This window comes from Mesorhizobium sp. LjNodule214 (assembly GCF_964252735.1).
GTDB lineage: Bacteria > Pseudomonadota > Alphaproteobacteria > Rhizobiales > Rhizobiaceae > Mesorhizobium.
Genome location: NZ_CAXUPE020000001.1, coordinates 2,532,747 through 2,548,464 on the forward strand (window position 1 = coordinate 2,532,747; position 15,718 = coordinate 2,548,464).

The following is a 15,718-nucleotide window of genomic DNA, read 5'->3' on the forward strand; positions in this document are numbered from 1 at the left end:
GATCAACAGCCGGGTCTCACTTTTCCAGTCGGAACAATCACTGCGCCCAGGCTTTCCAGTCGGCTTCGTGGGCGGCGATCCAGGCGGCGGCGACCTCTTCCGGGGTCTTGCCGTTCAGATCGATGTCGCCGCTGATCTTGTTGAGCTCGTCGGTGTCGATCGTGTAGGCCTTCGCCACCTTGTAGGCGACCGGCCATTTGTCCTTCATGCCGGCCCAGGAATACTTCCAGATCTCGCCATGCGGCTTGCCGCAGTCATATTTGGCGTCGGGGTTGGAACCCCATTTCGGGTCGCTGTAGCACTCCGGCGTATGCTCGGGGAATTGCACCCATTCGCCCTTGTATTTGGCTGGCGCCCAATGCGGCGAATAGATCCACAGCATGATCGGCGCCTTGCGCTGATAGGCCGAGTCCAGCTCGGCGAACATCGCCGCATCGGTGCCGGCATGGATGACGGTGAACGGCAGCTTCAGCGCCTCGACGCGTTCGTCGTCAAAGCCTTCCCAGGTCACCGGACCGCCGACATAGCGCCCCTTCGGCGTCGTCTCGGCCGTCGAGAAGGCTTCGGCGCATTTCGGGTCCTTCAGCGCTTCCCAGTTCGGCAGGCCGGGGCACTTCTCCTTCATGTATTCGGGAAACCACCACTCTTCCTTGGCCTTCGGTCCGAGCGCGCCGAGGCGTTCGGTCTGGCCGGTGGCGTCGGAGGCCTTCATGGCTTCGCCGGCGGTCGTGTCCCAGAATTCCAGGCCGACATCGAGGTCGCCATTGGTCAGGCCGGTGGTCAGGCTGGAGAGGTAGTCGGCTGTCGGATATTCCACCGTATAGCCGAGTTTTTCGAGGATGCCGCCAAGGATCTTGGCGTTCAAATTGACGCTGGTCCAGTCGAACAGCGCGATCTTGATCGGGTCGTTGGATTCCGGCGCCGCTGCATGGGCCGGTGGTGTCAGCGCGCTTGCCGCGGCAAGCGCAAGTGCTCCCATTGAGAATTTCGAAATCACGCTGCGAAGTAACATGCTCGTTCTCCTGTCAAGCCGTGTGGAAATTGTCGCTCGTTCCCGTCTTCTCGTTTTTTGATTTCATTGTGTTGGCAAAAGCGGCAGGCGCGCAAGGCACCGATGCATCGATTGTCGTGCAGGCGCGGGGGACTGGTGAAAAATTCGATTTCGGAGGATGCCGAGGGGACACCGTCATGGCTGCTGGCGGGCTGCTGCCGAAGCAGTCATCAGCGGGTCTATCGCTGCTCCCGCGGCGCTCCGAAACGTCCCAACCATCGAGGTGGTCCCACAATCCCCGGCCACCAGCCGCAAGCTGTCCGGCTTGCCGCAACCGTTTCATGGGATGAAATTATATATACCAACGTTCATGCCGCGCAACGCATAAAGCCCATCGGTAGTGTCTCAGTTGGAAATTCACTGACCCAAGTCTGTGCCGCCGTCCGGGGATCTGCTCGCTAGGACCTCATCCGTCAGAAGCCTCGCAAGATGGTCGCGGCTCATGCCCAACGTTTGCTTGAGAAACAATAGGAATACGCGCGCCCTGTCTGTTGACAGGCCGCTCGCCTCTGCCTGGGCGATTACCTCCTGCTGATGCTCTATCCGCTGTTCAAGCTCGCGGATGTGCTGCTCGACCCTGGCGATGTCGTCCTCGATGCGCATGCCACGATGATGGCGGCAGAGATAAACAAAAGCTAGGGGTGCGGTTGACGACCCGTCAAATTTCAAACTGGGACACTATCAGCCTCCGGCTTGCGCATTTCGGCATCGTCGAGCAGCCGGTCCTGGCTTACCGGCCGGCGGTGCCCAAGCACGATCAGGCTGCTCACGACATGATCAGGCCGCCATCGACATTGATGGTCTGGCCGGTGATGTAGGTCGCATCGTCGCTGGCCAGAAAGCTGACCAGGCCGGACACGTCCTCGCCGCTGCCGGCGCGGCCCATCGGGATGTTCCTGACCCATTCGGCCATCAGCTCACCCGGCTTGTAGTCGCCCATCAGTTTACCCCAGGCAGCATCGTTATAGGCCCACATGTCGGTGTCGATGATGCCGGGGCAGATGGCGTTGACGGTGATCTTCTCCTTGGCCACTTCCTTGGCCAGACTCTGGGTGATGCCGACGACGCCGAATTTCGACGCCGCATAGTGCGGCGTGTAGATAAAACCCTGCCGCGCCTGGCCGGAGGCGGTGTTGATCAGCCGGCCGCCGTCGCCATGTTTGCGGATGCGCGCGATCGCCTCCTGGCAGCACAGGAACACGCCCTTGGTGTTCACCGCCATCACCTTGTCCCACTCGGCTTCGGTCATGGCTTCGATCCGCGCGATGGTGATGACGCCGGCATTCTGCACCGAGATGTCGACTCGGCCGAATTGCTGCTCGGCGAGATCGTAGAGCGCGGCGACCTCGTCCTTCCTGGTCACGTCCATCCGCATCGAGGCGACCTTCGCGCCCGCCGCCTTCAGGCTGGCGGCGACCTCGTCGACGCGCGGGTCGATGGCGCTGACGACGACCGCCGCACCTTCCGCCGCAAAGCGCTTTGCCATTGCAGCACCGATGCCTCCGCTGGCGCCCGTGATGACCGCGGTCTTTCCTTCAAAACGCTTCTGCATTTTTTCTCCTACCAGCAGACGAATCCGCCATCGACGATCAGGTCGATGCCAGTGACGAAACTCGAAGCGCGGCTGGCCAGGAACACGGTCGGGCCGACCATCTCCTCCGGTGTCGCCATGCGTCCCATCGGCGTGTCGCGCTCGAAGATCTTGACCTGGTCGGCGACCTCCGGCCGCTTGTTCATCGGCGTCAGCGTGTAACCGGGGCTGACGACGTTGACGCGCAGGCCGCGATCCGCCCATTCCATGGCGAGGCTTTTCGACATGTGGATGACGGCGGCCTTCGAGGAATTGTAGTGCGCCTGCGTCAGGCCGCGATTGACGATCGAGCCCGACATCGAGGCGATGTTGATGATCGAGCCCTTGCGCCGCTTGAGCATGGCGCGCGCTTCGGCCTGACAGGAGAGAAAGACGCCGCTGACATTGACGTCGTAGATCTTCTGCCATGTCTCCAGTGGCAGCGTCTCGGCCGGTTCTGCTCCGGCGATGCCGGCATTGTTGACGGCGATGGTCAGTGCCCCGAGTTCGTTTTCGGTACGCTCGACCGCTGCCGCAAGGTCGTCTTCCGAGGTCACCGTGCCGGTCAGCACCAGCGCCTTGCGGCCGAGTGCGGTGATCCTTTGCGCGGTTTCGTCCAGCCCACCCTTGGAGGTATGACCGAAACAGGCGACATCGGCACCGGCTTCGGCGAGGCCGATGGCGATCGCTTGCCCAATGCCGCTGCCGGCGCCGGTCACCAGCGCCACGTCGCCCTTAAGATCGAACAATGTCATCGTCGGTTCCTCTCCTCCAACCGCCGGAATTCCTCAAAGTGGCGGGGCGCCAGTCTTGCTGGCGCCCCGCGCGGTCCGGTGCCTGGGAGGGTATCACCTGCTGCGCTTTGTTCCGATTCCTTGCTTTTCTAGCTCGTCGCGAGCTCCATCACCGCGACATTACTGGCATCATTGCGATCGAGGATGCCGCGCTGGCGGCCTCGGCTCAGCACAAGCACCCGATGCGACAGGCCGAGCACCTCCTCGAGGTCGGAGCTCACCACCACCACCGCCATGCCCGAGCGGGCGAGGTCGGCGATGACGTCGTAGATTGCCGCGCGCGCGCCGACATCGATGCCGCGCGTCGGCTCGTCGAGGATGAACACCTTGGGCGGCCGCGACACCCATTTGGCGATGATCACCTTCTGCTGGTTGCCACCGGAAAGTTTTGAGACCGCCTGGTTCGGCCGGCCTTTGACGCCGAGCCTGGAGATGCCGGCCTCGGCGAATTTCTGCACCGCCTTCGGGAAGACCCAACCCTTCGGCGCAACATGGTCGAAATTGCCGAATGCCAGGTTCTCGCCGATGGTCTGGTCGAGCACCACGCCTTGCGCCTTGCGGTCCTCGGGCACCAGCACGACGCCGGCCTTGATCGCCGCTGCCGGGCCGCTGAGATGCACCGGCTTGCCGGCGACGCGCACCGATCCCGACGAGATCGGATCGGCGCCGGCGATCGCCCGCACCAGCTCTGTGCGCCCGGCGCCGATCAGCCCGGCAATGCCGAGGATTTCGCCGGATTTCACCGAGAAGCTGACATCGTTGAAACTGCGCTCCGGTGACGACAAGTTCTCGACCTCGAGCAGCGTGTCCGAGCCCGGCGGCGACAGCTTTGGGAACATCCGCTCGACGCTGCGGCCGACCATCTGCTCAACCACGGTGCGTACCGGAATGTCGGCGCGCTCGTGGCGGGCAACGATGCGCCCGTCGCGCATCACCACCACGCGGTCGGCAATCTGAGCGATCTCGTCGAGACGATGGCTGATATAGATGAAGGACATGCCGTCGGCCTTGAGCTTTCTGATCTGCTGGAACAGCAGCTCCGTCTCCTCGCCGCCGAGTGCTGCCGTCGGTTCGTCGAAGATCAAAAGCTCGGCGTTCAGCGTCAGCGCCTTGGCGATCTCGACCTGCTGCTGGGCGGCGATGCGCAGCGTGCGCACCTTGCGCTCCGGCGAGACGTCGAGGCCGAGCCGCTTCAATTGCGCCGAGGCCTTTGCGTTCATGGTCGCGCGGTCGATGCGGCCGCCGCGCATCGGCAGGCGCCCGACATAGACATTCTCCGCCACCGAAAGGTCGGGCAGCAGCTTCAGTTCCTGGTGGATCATGCCGACGCCGGCCTCGATGGCGGCGGCGGGGTTGGCGGGGGAATAGGGCTTCCCCCGCCAGATGATGGAGCCGGCATCGGACTTGGTCGCGCCGGCGATGATGTTCGAGACAGTCGACTTGCCGGCGCCGTTCTCGCCGAGCAGCGCCACGACCTCGCCCGGCCGCACCTCGAAGCTCGCATCGGCCAGGACCTGGACCGGTCCGTAGCTCTTGCAGAGGCCGTTGACGAAGAGCCCGTTGTGCGGGCTTTCGCTTGGGCGGGGATCAGGCGACATCGTTGCGCTCATAAACTCTCAGACAAGCCAACTCTCAACATGCCAACTCTCGAACAAGCCAGGTCTCAAGGGTGCTTGGCGATGAACTGCTCGACATTGTCCTTGGTGGTCAGCGTCGCGTCCTGCAGCTGTTCGGCGGGAATTGTCTCGCCGGCCACCAGCTTGATCGCCGCATCGACGGCGAGCCGGCCCATGCCTTGCGTCTGCTGAGTCGCGGTGACGTCGAAGACACCGTCCTTCAGCGCCTTCAGCGCCGCCACGTCGCCGTCGAAGCCGGCAACCCAGACCTTGTGACCGGGATTGGCGACCTTGACCGCCTGCGCGGCACCCAGGGCCAGCGCATCGGCCTGGCCGATGACGATCGACACGTCGGGATGCGACTGCAGCAGATCCTGGGTCAGCTTGAAGCCTTCGTCCTGGTGCCAGCCTTCGCTCCACAGTTCGCCGACCACCTTGATATCGGGGTAGCCCTTGAGTGCTTCACCGCAGCCTTTCGAGCGGTCGACTTCCGGCGTCGTGCCCTTCTGGCCGTGGATGATGATCAGCTCACCTTTGCCGCCAGCCTGCTTGGCAATGTAGTCGCACACCGCCTGGGCCGAGGCGACGCTGTTGGTGGCGATGAACGTGTCGCCCGGCGCGCCATCGGCGTTGCGGTCGACATTGACCACCGGGATGCCGGCGGCCTTCGCCGTCTTGGTCGGTACGGTGGCGGCGGTGGCGCCGGCCGGGATGTAGATCAGCGCGTCGATGTTCTGCGTGATCAGGTCCTGCACCTGGCTGACCTGCGTTGCCGAATCGCCCTTGGCGTCGACGGTAACGACTTCGATGCCCTTGTCCTTGCCGTAGGCTTCGACGGACTGCTTGATCTGATTGAAGAAGTCGGCCTGCAGATTGGCCACGGCGAGGCCGAGCTTCTTGGCCTCCTTGGCCGAAGCCATGTCGGTGAGGCCGAGCAGCGGAATGACGGCCGCGGCAGCAAGCAAGAGTGAACGTTTGGTCAGCATGGTTTTCCTCCGTTGATATATTCAATCTGTCCCGCCTGCGCACCTCAGCGCCCCTTGGCCGAACATTCCCAGTTTCGGATCGACCGATCCGTTTCCGCCCGGATGCCGGGCGAATTCCTATTGAGCCCCATTCTTCATTGCGCTCGCCGTCGCCAGGTGTCGGTGGCGACCGCCAGCGCGATCACCACGCCGATCACCACCTGCTGGATGAAGGGCGAGACGCCGAGCAGGTTGAGCCCGTTGCGCAGCACGCCGATGATGAGCACGCCGACGGCGGTGCCGCCGATCGAGCCGACGCCGCCTGAGAGGCTGGCGCCGCCGATCACCACAGCCGCGATCGTGTCCAGCTCGTAGCCAAGGCCCGAGCTCGGCTGCACGGAATCGAGCCGCGCCGCGAGCACGATGCCGGCGAGACCAGCCAGCACGCCGCAGATCGCATAGACCCAGTTGGTCAGCGACTTGACCGGAATGCCCGACAGCCGCGCCACCTCGGCGCTGCCGCCGATCGCATAGAGGCTGCGGCCGGTAGCGCGGTAGTTGAGGAAGATGGCGAAGACGATCGCCAGCACGATCATCAGCCCGACGGTGACTGACAGGAAGCCGAAATGGCGGATGATCGACAGGTTGGTGAACCAGTCGGAAAAGCCGACGATCTGTGAGCCGTCGGTGATCATGTTGGCGAGGCCGCGCGCCACCGACATCATCGCCAGCGTGGCAATGAAGGGCGGCAGCTTCGTCACAGTCACCAGCAGACCCGAGACCAGGCCGCACAGGCCGGCGACGACAAGTGCCGCGGCGATGCCCGCCGGCAGGCCGAGATTGAGATAGTCGGGATGGGCGACGAAGCCCATGACCATCGAAGCCAGCGCCAGCACCGAGCCGACGGAGAGGTCGATGCCGCCGATCAGGATGACCAGCGTCATGCCGATCGCCATGATGCCGAGCACGGTGATCTGGTCGAGCACGTTGAGGATGTTGCGCACCGTCAGGAACGTGTCGGTGGTCAGCGTCAGCGCCAGGCACAGCAGCACCAGGCCGATCAGCGGTCCCATGGTTCCGGCAAACAGCGCCGAAAGCTTGGCGCCCGTCGCGGCCTGCGCACCGGTCCCGGCTTTCAAATCGCTCGCATCGTTGCTCACAGCCACTTCGTCTCCTCCGTCGGGGAACCGGCGATGCGTCGCCGGCTGCCCTTGTTCACCAGGCACCTCCCTGTGAACAATTTATCTTTGATATGCAATTTTGTTCAGCTAAACTGTTCATCAGAAAATTGTCAAGTGCCGTCGCGCCATTCGGCGGCGGGTTTGCGTGGCAATGCGGTTTGCCTTACGGGAAGGTTTGCTGCGGGAGGGCAAGAAAGATGGCGGTGATCGAGAACGAGAGGGCCTCGCGCTTTCCGGACGCCGAACTGAAGGCGCGCGCGGCCTGGCACTATTATGTCGAGGGCCTGACGCAGGAGCGGATCTCCGAGATCCTCGGCATCGGCCGCATCAAGGTGCATCGCATCCTCTCCGCCGCTCGCGAGGAGGGCGTCGTCCAGTTCCGCATCCGCGACAGCGTCGTCGAATGCGTGCAGCTCGAGGAGAGCCTGAAGCAGCGTTTCGGCCTCAGCCAGGCCGTGGTCGTGCCCTCGGCCGCCGACCGCAGCAATGCGCCGCTGATGATCGGCCACGCCGCCGCTACCTATCTGGCCGACAATGTGAACATTGGCGATGTCATTGCGCTCGGTTGGGGCCGCACACTGAAATTCGCCATCAAAGAACTGCCCAGGCGACCGATCGCCAGGACCACGGTGGTCTCGATGCTTGGCGGCCTCACCCACGCCCAGCCGCTGAACCCCACCGAAAGCGCCTGGGAGTTCGCCGAAAAGATCGGCGCCGAATGTTTCCTGCTGCCGGTGCCGGTCTATGCCGACAGGCCGGAGCAGCGCGACGCTTTCATGAGCCAGCGCAGCGTCCAGGATGTTGTCTTCCGGGCGCGCCGCGCCAACATCGCCGTGCTCAGCGTCGGCTCGTTCTCAAATGACAGTCCGATCGCCAATTACGGCTTCATCAAGCCGAGCGAGCTCGAGGAACTGCAGGCGGCCGGCGCCGTCGGCGATATTCTTTGTCATTTCATCGACGCCGAGGGCCGCCCGGTCGACCATGAGGTCAACCGCAGGGTCTGCGCTTATCCGCTGCAGGAGCTGTCGGACATACCGAACATCATCCTGGTCTCGGGCGGGCAGGAAAAGGTGGCCATCATGCGTGCAGCGCTCGCCAACACCAAGATATCGGTGCTGATCACCGACGAGGACGCGGCCAAGGGCCTGCTTGGTCGCTGAGGTCTGGGGCTCAGCCGGGGTGTTTCAAAACTCGCAGGGTTTGGGGCGGCTGGCGTCCGACCAGTCCGCGAGATCGATGGGCGCGAACGTTCCTTCGACCGGCTTGCCGTCATCGAGATCCTGCGAGGCGATACCCTTGCCGGTGAGAAAATTAATGTCGCAACCGCCAAGGGTCGTCTCGACCGTGCCATCGGATTTCTGGACGTTCCAGTCCCAATCGCGGCTGTAGCCAGCGACCAGGAATTTGCCCTGGCGATAGACGATCGTCAGCGTCGCTTCCCAGGATTTGTTGGCGCCGCAGCCGAAGCAGGAGGTGATGACAAGCGATCCCTTGCCCTTGCTTTCGAGCGCCAGAATCCGGTCCTCCGTAAGCGCCTTCTTGATGAAATCAGGCTGGCGTGAAGGGTCGAGCTTTCCCTCACCGGCAGCCAGAAAGATCGAGAGCTCCGCTTGCCCATTGTCGGCATCCTGCGCGATCACGGCCCGATCCATTCGGCCGTCAGAGTCGATGTCGAGCGCGACCTCGAATGGCGGTTCGGTAGGCTCGTTCTGCGCGAGCGCGGACATCGGGATTGGGGCAAAGGCGACAATCCAGGGCAGGGCCGCGAGATGAAATGCTGTCTTCATGGCAACAAATCTAGCATTGGCCGGACAAGACGCAAAAGCGGCTGCGCGGGCGGACAGAATGCCAGACGTTTCAGGGCGTCGAACTGCCGTCGACTTTACGCCGAAGCGTTGGCGAGCCGTGCGTGGATGTCACGCGTCGCGTGATAGAGGTCGCGGTAGATCGCTTTGCGGACGCGATAGCCCGGGACCAGTTCGTCGACGGGGTCGACATGCCTGGTCGGCGGCGCCGTCATCGCCTCGGCCGCCGCCTCGGGCGAGGCGAACCATCCAACGGCTGAGGCAGCCAGCATCGCAGCGCCAAGGGCCGCAGCCTCGTTGACCGGCGACACCGAGAGCGGCCGCTCGAGCACGCTGGCCATGATCCGCATCAGCAGCGCCGAATTGGTGCCGCCGCCGGCCGCGATCATCGCCGCCGGCTTGCCGCCGGTCTGGCTTTCCATTGCCTCGCTGGCGATGGCCTGCTCGAAGGCAATGCCTTCGAGGGTCGCGCGGAAGAGATGCTCCGGCCGGTGGTCAAGCGACAGGCCGACAATGGCGCCACGCGCGGCGCCATCCCAATAGGGGCTCATCACGCCGGCCCAATAGGGCATGACCAGCAGGCCGTCACTGCCGGCGGCAACGTCCACCGCCGCCTTCTCCAGCGTTGCGGCCGAGGCCGACCCTGTGGTGCGCACGATCCAGTCGACCAGTTGCATGCCCGAGCGCAGCACCGTCTCCAGCATGAAGCCGGAGCCGGTCGGCGAGACCAGGGTGCGAAACGCGTCCGACGTGGTGACGGCACCGGAATGGCAGCCGCTGACGACACCCGAGCCGAGCGACAGATAGCTCTTGCCGGCATTGTAGACACCCATGCCGAGACCCATCGCCTGGCCGTCGCCGGCGCCGGCGACGATCGGCGTGCCGGCCTTGAGGCCGGTGAGCCGCGCGACGTTTTCGGCAAGGCCGCCGCAGATTTCTCCAGGCCCGACCAACTCCGGCAACTGATCCGGCCGCAGCCCGGCGGCAGCGACAAGCCTGGGGTGCCAGGCGCCTGTCGCGACGTTGAGCAGCCCGAGCGGATCAGCACTTGCCGTGCTGGTGGCCAGCCGGCCTGTCAGCCGGTGCACGAAGAAGCCATGCACATCGACCAGCGCGGTCGCCTTGGCGAGCGCCTGCGGCTGGTGTTCGGCCAGCCAGGCGACGGCGTAGAGCGCCGGCGTCGGATCCGGTGGCTTGCCGCTCCAGTCGCGGATCGCCTCGCGGCCGAGTTCGGCCGAGAGCCGCGCCACTTGCGGGCGGGCACGCTCGTCCAGCCACAATATGGCCGGGATGAGCGGCTTGCCGGCGCCGTCGATCAGCGTGAAGGTCTCGCGCTGATGGGCGATCGAAATCGCCGCCACGCGCCCAGCGCCGACCTTGCTGGCAACCTGTTTCAGCGCGCCGACAAGTGCCGTCCACCAGTGCTCGGAATCCTGCTCGAAATGGCCGGGCCTAGGATTGGAAAGCGGATAGGTCTCGCGCGCCTGGAACAGCTCCGCGCCGTCACGCGTGAAGGCGATCGCCTTCACGGCCGTCGTCGAGGCGTCGATCCCGATTACGACATCGTCCATCAGGCGAATATCCGGCAGAGGTCAGGCGGCGTTGGTAACGAACCGTCCGTCCGACTGGTCGAGACGACGGCGAATCTGGGTTATCACCATCGAATCGTCGGGTACACAATTTTCATAGGTCAGGAAATCGCCCGTCTTGACCGGCTTCACCACCTTGGCGCGTTCGGCGAGGCCGAGCGGCAGCGCGCCCTTGGCGCGTGCGCCCTCCCAGGTCATGGCGAAGCCGCGATAATCGTTCTCGCCGATCATGCCGAGCGACTGGCCGGTGCCGAGGTCGCTCTTGGCCACCGCCACCGCTTCGGCCACCGGATGGTCGAGCGGCTCCATGTCGGCGCGCTTGTAGACCACGGCGCGCGCCGCAGACAGCGGCACTTCCAGGCTTGTCAAATGATAGGGGCGGAAGATCGTGAAATACGGACCCTTGCCGACCTTGAGGTCGACCATGCGCTCCAGCACGCGCGGATGCTTCGTCTCGATGATGCAGAAGACACCGGGCGCTACGCCCTTGCCGATCGAATAGTCGACCACGCCTTTACTATGCAGCACGCCGCCATCCTCGCGCGGGCAGAGCACGCTGGCCAGCTCCTCAAGCGTCGCCGTCGGGCCGTGCATGCCCGGCACGTCAGGCACCAGACCCGTGGCGTTGGCGATCGCCACCATCTCGATCGCCGTCTTCGAGCCGTCGACGAATTCGACCAGCATGCGCGCATTCATGTTGCGCTCGCTGGCTTCCTTCTCGTAGTCGGCGGGCATCGCGTCGATCTTCAGAGGATTGTTCTTGCCCTTGCCGGCGGCGATGATGTTGAAGCCGAGGCTTTTGGCAAAGCCGATGATCTCCAGCGTGCAGGCGGGCTCGTCGCCGGCCGCGCCGGTATAGACGACGCCGGCCTTGCGCGCTTCTTCCTTCAGGAAACGCCCGATGGTGATGTCCGCCTCGACATTCAGCATCACGATATGCTTGCCGTTCTTCATCACTTCGAGCGCGAACAGCGTGCCGATATTGGGATTGCCGGTGGCGTCGATGATGACGTCGATGCGGCCGGCGGCGGCCAGCGCATGCAGATCCTCGGTCACGGCGATCTTGCCGGCCTCGATGGCGCGGTCGATGGCCGCAGCGTTGGGCGCCTGGACGATGTCGGAACGGTCATGGCCAGCGAGCAATGCCGCATCGATCGCCGCCTGCGGCCGGACCTCGGAAATGGCGCCGATGCGCATGCCCGGCATCAGCGCGACCTGGACGACGATGTCGGTGCCCATCTGCCCGGCGCCGGCCAGCCCGATGGTGATCGGCCCCTGCTTTTCAGCGCGCTGCAGAAGTTCCGCTGCGAATTGCGGATGGGACATGTCGCTTCCTCCAGTTCCTGACGCGCCGCTGCGTCGCAATCATCTTTTGAACATTCCTATTTCCATTTGAAAAATATTTCAACCGACAAATGGGGTAATGCTGCGGGATTCAAAATCGCCGAACGAACGGCTCGCGGCGGGACAACCTTTTGATGCTGGCAGGACAGAGGGGGGCGCGAAGGATCGCTACGGCGGTTACTTCGCACCGCTGCTTCGCTGCAGAATGACGGCGGGAGAGAGGTGCAGCTCAGAAATAGCCGTCCGATGCCGCCGTCGCCTCTTTCGGGATCTCCACCCCATCGACCAGGATCTTGTCGACCATTTCGTGGTGGAAGCAGACCAGTCCCTTGATGCGCTCGGCTTCATGCACCGGCTCGGGATAGTACCAGACGAGGTTCTCGTGGCGCTTGGTGCTCGTCGTCACGTGGTAGTAGTTGGAAATGCCCTTATAGGGGCAGCGCGAGATGTAGCGGCTGGGCGCGAACATATCGAGCCTGGTGTCCGAGATCGGCAAATAGTGGCGCACCGGATGGCCGGTTTCGAACAGGAAGACGCCACGGCGTGAATCCGCCACCTGCTCGCCGTCGAGGATGACCTGCACACGCCGCGACGACGGCAGGCAGTCGACCCGGCGGAACGGGTCGCGGGCATGGACGAAGATCTCCTCGTCCTCTTCGAACCAGTGGCCCATCTTGCTCCAGGTGAACGACATGTAATCCGATATCGGCGGGCAGCCCTTGACCGGGTCGAGATAGCGCCAGGCGCCATCCTCGACCAGCGTGATGCCGGTGTTGAGGGAATAGTGGGTGGCGACGCCCTTGAACGGGTCCTCCGTCGTCGTCTTGCTCGGCAGCAGGAACTCCTCGCGCACGTCGCCGATCGGGAAGTAATAGACCGGCAGATGATCGGATTCGTAGAACACCAGTGCCCTGGTCGTGTCGGCCACGGTCATCGATCCGACCTGCACCCGCAGCCGCTTCGGCGACGGCATGGTGAAGGCGACATAGCCCGGTTCGAACTCGTACTGGACGATATTGTCGAGCAGGGGGAAGTGCGGCCCGCGACCGCGCAAATGGGGCTTACGAATGGTGGTCTCCCGCTTCTTCTCTTTCGTGACGTGGCGTTGGTGCGCGGTCATGATCAGCCTATGGACACACGGTCGAGCAGCAGGCCGGCGGCGATCGGCGGCAGGCCGCTGACATTCTTGCGCACCGGCACCAAAAGGTCCGGGAAATAGCTGAAGATGACCGGCGTCTCTTCGAGCAGCAGTTTCTGGATGTCGGAGGCGGCCTTGCGCTGCGCGTCGAGGTCGAGCGCCTTGAGATAGCCGGCGACGAGCCCGTCATAGGCCGTGTTCTTGAAATGCGCCGCGTTCCACGGACCGTCGCTGACCAGCGGGCTTTTCAGGAAGACGTTCGGCACGCTGCGGTGCGCGTAGTCGGTGATGCCGAGCGGGCTGTCCAGCCAGTCCGACTGGCCGAACACCGCCTTGCCGTAATATTTGTCCTGGTCCTCGATGTTGAGCGATAGGCGGGCGCCGACTTCCTTGGCGAAGTTCTGGAACAACTGCGCGTAGCCCGGAATGTCGGAATAGCGCAGCGTCGTCAGCGTGATGTCGAAGCCGCTGCCAAGGCCCGCGGCCTCCATGAGCTGCTTGGCCTTGGCGATGTCCTGCGTGCGCTGCGGGATCGATTTGTCGGTGGCCGGGAAAGCCGGCGCGAACGGGCTGTCATTACCGGTCGCCGCCATGCCGCGGCACAGCCCGTCCACCAGCTTGGAACGGTCGATGCACAAGGCCAGCGCCTGGCGCACGCGTTTGTCGGTGAAGGGCGCCATGTCGCAGCGCATATGCAGCTGGCGGTGCGCGGTCGAGGCGACGCGCAGCACGGTGATATCCGGGCTGTTCAGCACGACCTGGCTGACATCGAGCGGCACCGCGTCGAGCAAATCCACTTCGCCCGCCTGCAGCGCCAGGATGCGCGGCTGCACGTCGCCGTAGAATTTGAATTCGAGCCGGTCCGGCAGCGCCTTCTCGCCCCAATAGTCGGGGTTGCGCACAAAGGTCGCGCCGACCTTCGGTGTGTAGGTCTCCAACCGGAACGGCCCGGTTCCTTCAAAAGTCTTTTCGTAATCGCCCTTGTAGCTCGCCGGCAGGATGACGGCGTTGTAATTGTCGATCGACACCGAATAGGGAAAACTGCCGTTCGGCGCGTCGAGATGGAAGGCGACGGTGTGGTCGTCGACCTTCTGCGTGCCGCCCTTCGACAACAGACCCTTGAACACCGACAGCGCGTTGGACGAGCCGCTCGGATCGGCGAGCCTGTCGAAGGTCGCCACGACATCGTCGGCCTTGAAGTCCTCGCCATTGTGGAACTTGACACCCTTGCGCAGCTTGAAGGTCCAGACGCTGCCGTCCTCGTTCGGCGCCCAGCTCTCCGCCAGCACCGGCTTCAATGTGAGGTCCGGCTGGGTGATGCAGAGGAATTCGGCCGTCTGGAAAACCAGCTGATAGCTGCCGCTGTCGTAATAGGTGACGGGATCGATGGCGCCGCCGGGCGTGGCTATGCCGGCACGCACGGTTCCGCCCGACTTGCCCTCTGCACGCGCCTGCGGCGCGCCAAGACCAACCGCCGAGGCGATGCCGCCGAGGAAGGGCAGCGACAGGCCGAGCACGCTGCCATGCCTGAGGAATTCGCGCCGGCCGATCCTGCCTGCAAGCAACTCGTCGATAGCGGAATTTTCGATTTCGGTGAGATTCCGCCGGGCGGTATCGATCATCCTGAAATGCTTTGGCATGGCGGCATTCCTTGCTTATCGTGGGGGCTCGGCCATCTAGTTCACTGTTGATCCCACCCGGAAAGCGATATTTTTGATGGGGGTCATCGAAATCTTCGATGCAAGGTGGAGCCATGGACACAGAAAATCTGCGCAGTTTTCTCGAGGTTGCCGCGCATGGCAGCTTCACCGTCGCAGCGAGCCGGCTGAACCTCGCGCAGTCCACCGTCAGCGCCCGGATCAGGGGTCTTGAGGAGCAATTGGGCCGCAAGCTCTTCGTCCGCGACCGCGATGGCATCACGCTGACGCCTGCCGGCCGGCAGTTCCTGCCGCACGCATCCTCCATCACCCGCACCTGGGAGCAATCGCGGCAGGACATCGCCGTTCCCGATGGCTACGAGACGCTGCTGCGGCTAACCGCGCCCGCCTATCTCTGGGACCGCATCACTTCGCCCTGGATCGCCTGGATGCGCGAAAGGCGCCCGAACGTCGCGCTCAGGCTCGAAGGCAGTTTCCCGGACCTGGCGATCGACCAGATGGCCGAAGGCCTGCTCGACATCTGCATCCTCTATCTGCCGCGGCCGCATCCCGGCATCGTCTATGAGACGCTGGCGGTCGACCAGGTGGTGCTGGTCCAGCACACGGCGCAGACCGGTTCGTGGACCGAAAACTACATTCTCATGGATTGGGGGCTCGAGTTCCGCGTCGAGCACGACCGCGCCTTCGCCGGCCTGGTCAAGCCGGCGATCTCGGCCGGGCTGGTCTTCATCGGGCTGCAGCACGTGCTGTCGCAGCAGGCGGCCGCCTATCTGCCGCTCAGCGCGGTGAGCGGCCATATCGAGCGTGGCGAACTGAGGCGCATCGAGGGCGCGCCGGTGTTCCAACGGCCGATCTATCTCGCCTATCCGTCGAATCCGGCCTCGTCGGACACGCTGAATGTCGCGCTGGAGGGATTGCGCAATCTTGCGCGGGACTGGACGACGGGCGAGGGCTTTGCCGAAGGCGACCGCGCCTTCAGCATGGCGGATTGAACAAGGCCGGATCGG

The 15,718-nt window shown here is 64.0% G+C and carries 14 protein-coding genes; 2 read left to right on the plus strand and 12 right to left on the minus strand.

The features are described from left to right. Positions 1-37 precede the first annotated feature (37 nt). The 7 genes from ACSQ3Z_RS11790 to ACSQ3Z_RS11820 all read right to left on the minus strand — a co-directional run bounded on the left by ACSQ3Z_RS11790 (position 38) and on the right by ACSQ3Z_RS11820 (position 7,135). Positions 38-1,012 (minus strand): ABC transporter substrate-binding protein, encoded by a 975-nt coding sequence (locus ACSQ3Z_RS11790; protein ID WP_436171438.1) that lies wholly within the window; start codon positions 1,010-1,012, stop codon positions 38-40. Between the two features lie 396 nt (positions 1,013-1,408). After that, positions 1,409-1,654 (minus strand): hypothetical protein, encoded by a 246-nt coding sequence (locus ACSQ3Z_RS11795; RefSeq protein ID WP_436171439.1) that lies wholly within the window; start codon positions 1,652-1,654, stop codon positions 1,409-1,411. Positions 1,655-1,817: 163 nt separating this feature from the next. Next, positions 1,818-2,603, minus strand: a complete 786-nt coding sequence (locus ACSQ3Z_RS11800) for a glucose 1-dehydrogenase (protein ID WP_436171440.1) — start codon at positions 2,601-2,603, stop codon at positions 1,818-1,820. Positions 2,604-2,611: 8 nt separating this feature from the next. After that, positions 2,612-3,376: an SDR family oxidoreductase gene (locus tag ACSQ3Z_RS11805; RefSeq protein WP_436171441.1), complete on the minus strand. Its 765-nt coding sequence runs from the start codon at positions 3,374-3,376 to the stop codon at positions 2,612-2,614. A gap of 128 nt (positions 3,377-3,504) precedes the next feature. Continuing rightward, the gene (locus ACSQ3Z_RS11810; RefSeq protein ID WP_436171442.1) at positions 3,505-5,013 is read right to left on the minus strand and encodes a sugar ABC transporter ATP-binding protein; all 1,509 of its coding nucleotides are present in this window, start codon (positions 5,011-5,013) and stop codon (positions 3,505-3,507) included. 65 nt (positions 5,014-5,078) lie between these two features. After that, complete coding sequence (locus ACSQ3Z_RS11815; protein WP_436171443.1) at positions 5,079-6,017, minus strand: sugar ABC transporter substrate-binding protein; 939 nt, start codon at positions 6,015-6,017, stop codon at positions 5,079-5,081. Positions 6,018-6,151: 134 nt separating this feature from the next. After that, positions 6,152-7,135 carry an ABC transporter permease gene (locus ACSQ3Z_RS11820; protein WP_436171902.1) on the minus strand — a complete coding sequence of 328 codons (984 nt, stop codon included), beginning with the start codon at positions 7,133-7,135 and terminating at the stop codon, positions 6,152-6,154. Positions 7,136-7,374: 239 nt separating this feature from the next. Here ACSQ3Z_RS11820 and ACSQ3Z_RS11825 point away from each other — a divergent pair, with 239 nt between their 5' ends. Continuing rightward, positions 7,375-8,337, plus strand: coding sequence for a sugar-binding transcriptional regulator (locus tag ACSQ3Z_RS11825; RefSeq protein WP_436171444.1), 963 nt, complete (start codon positions 7,375-7,377; stop codon positions 8,335-8,337). Positions 8,338-8,361: 24 nt separating this feature from the next. Here ACSQ3Z_RS11825 and ACSQ3Z_RS11830 read toward each other — a convergent pair whose 3' ends face one another. The 5 genes from ACSQ3Z_RS11830 to ACSQ3Z_RS11850 form a co-directional block, all read right to left on the minus strand. Beyond that, positions 8,362-8,964: a hypothetical protein gene (locus ACSQ3Z_RS11830; protein ID WP_436171445.1), complete on the minus strand. Its 603-nt coding sequence runs from the start codon at positions 8,962-8,964 to the stop codon at positions 8,362-8,364. A 95-nt stretch (positions 8,965-9,059) separates the two neighbouring features. Beyond that, entirely contained in the window at positions 9,060-10,553 is a 1,494-nt protein-coding gene (locus ACSQ3Z_RS11835; protein ID WP_436171446.1) for a xylulokinase, read from the minus strand. Between the two features lie 21 nt (positions 10,554-10,574). Continuing rightward, a complete protein-coding gene (locus tag ACSQ3Z_RS11840) occupies positions 10,575-11,897 on the minus strand; it encodes an NAD(P)H-dependent oxidoreductase (protein ID WP_436171447.1) in 1,323 nt (440 codons plus the stop codon). Between the two features lie 247 nt (positions 11,898-12,144). After that, positions 12,145-13,035, minus strand: a complete 891-nt coding sequence (locus tag ACSQ3Z_RS11845) for a DUF427 domain-containing protein (RefSeq protein WP_436171448.1) — start codon at positions 13,033-13,035, stop codon at positions 12,145-12,147. A gap of 2 nt (positions 13,036-13,037) precedes the next feature. Further along, the gene (locus ACSQ3Z_RS11850; protein ID WP_436171449.1) at positions 13,038-14,693 is read right to left on the minus strand and encodes an ABC transporter substrate-binding protein; all 1,656 of its coding nucleotides are present in this window, start codon (positions 14,691-14,693) and stop codon (positions 13,038-13,040) included. A gap of 113 nt (positions 14,694-14,806) precedes the next feature. Between ACSQ3Z_RS11850 and ACSQ3Z_RS11855 the strand changes: the two genes are divergently transcribed. Continuing rightward, entirely contained in the window at positions 14,807-15,703 is an 897-nt protein-coding gene (locus ACSQ3Z_RS11855; protein ID WP_436171450.1) for a LysR family transcriptional regulator, read from the plus strand. Positions 15,704-15,718 lie beyond the last annotated feature (15 nt).

Bases quoted from the DNA above. Each gene is read 5' to 3' on its own strand.
- ACSQ3Z_RS11790 (WP_436171438.1), bottom strand. From the start codon at position 1,012: ATGTTACTTCGCAGCGTGATTTCGAAATTCTCAATGGGAGCACTTGCG.
- ACSQ3Z_RS11795 (WP_436171439.1), bottom strand. From the start codon at position 1,654: ATGCGCATCGAGGACGACATCGCCAGGGTCGAGCAGCACATCCGCGAG.
- ACSQ3Z_RS11800 (WP_436171440.1), bottom strand. From the start codon at position 2,603: ATGCAGAAGCGTTTTGAAGGAAAGACCGCGGTCATCACGGGCGCCAGC.
- ACSQ3Z_RS11805 (WP_436171441.1), bottom strand. From the start codon at position 3,376: ATGACATTGTTCGATCTTAAGGGCGACGTGGCGCTGGTGACCGGCGCC.
- ACSQ3Z_RS11810 (WP_436171442.1), bottom strand. From the start codon at position 5,013: ATGTCGCCTGATCCCCGCCCAAGCGAAAGCCCGCACAACGGGCTCTTC.
- ACSQ3Z_RS11815 (WP_436171443.1), bottom strand. From the start codon at position 6,017: ATGCTGACCAAACGTTCACTCTTGCTTGCTGCCGCGGCCGTCATTCCG.
- ACSQ3Z_RS11825 (WP_436171444.1), top strand. From the start codon at position 7,375: ATGGCGGTGATCGAGAACGAGAGGGCCTCGCGCTTTCCGGACGCCGAA.
- ACSQ3Z_RS11830 (WP_436171445.1), bottom strand. From the start codon at position 8,964: ATGAAGACAGCATTTCATCTCGCGGCCCTGCCCTGGATTGTCGCCTTT.
- ACSQ3Z_RS11835 (WP_436171446.1), bottom strand. From the start codon at position 10,553: ATGGACGATGTCGTAATCGGGATCGACGCCTCGACGACGGCCGTGAAG.
- ACSQ3Z_RS11840 (WP_436171447.1), bottom strand. From the start codon at position 11,897: ATGTCCCATCCGCAATTCGCAGCGGAACTTCTGCAGCGCGCTGAAAAG.
- ACSQ3Z_RS11845 (WP_436171448.1), bottom strand. From the start codon at position 13,035: ATGACCGCGCACCAACGCCACGTCACGAAAGAGAAGAAGCGGGAGACC.
- ACSQ3Z_RS11850 (WP_436171449.1), bottom strand. From the start codon at position 14,693: ATGCCAAAGCATTTCAGGATGATCGATACCGCCCGGCGGAATCTCACC.
- ACSQ3Z_RS11855 (WP_436171450.1), top strand. From the start codon at position 14,807: ATGGACACAGAAAATCTGCGCAGTTTTCTCGAGGTTGCCGCGCATGGC.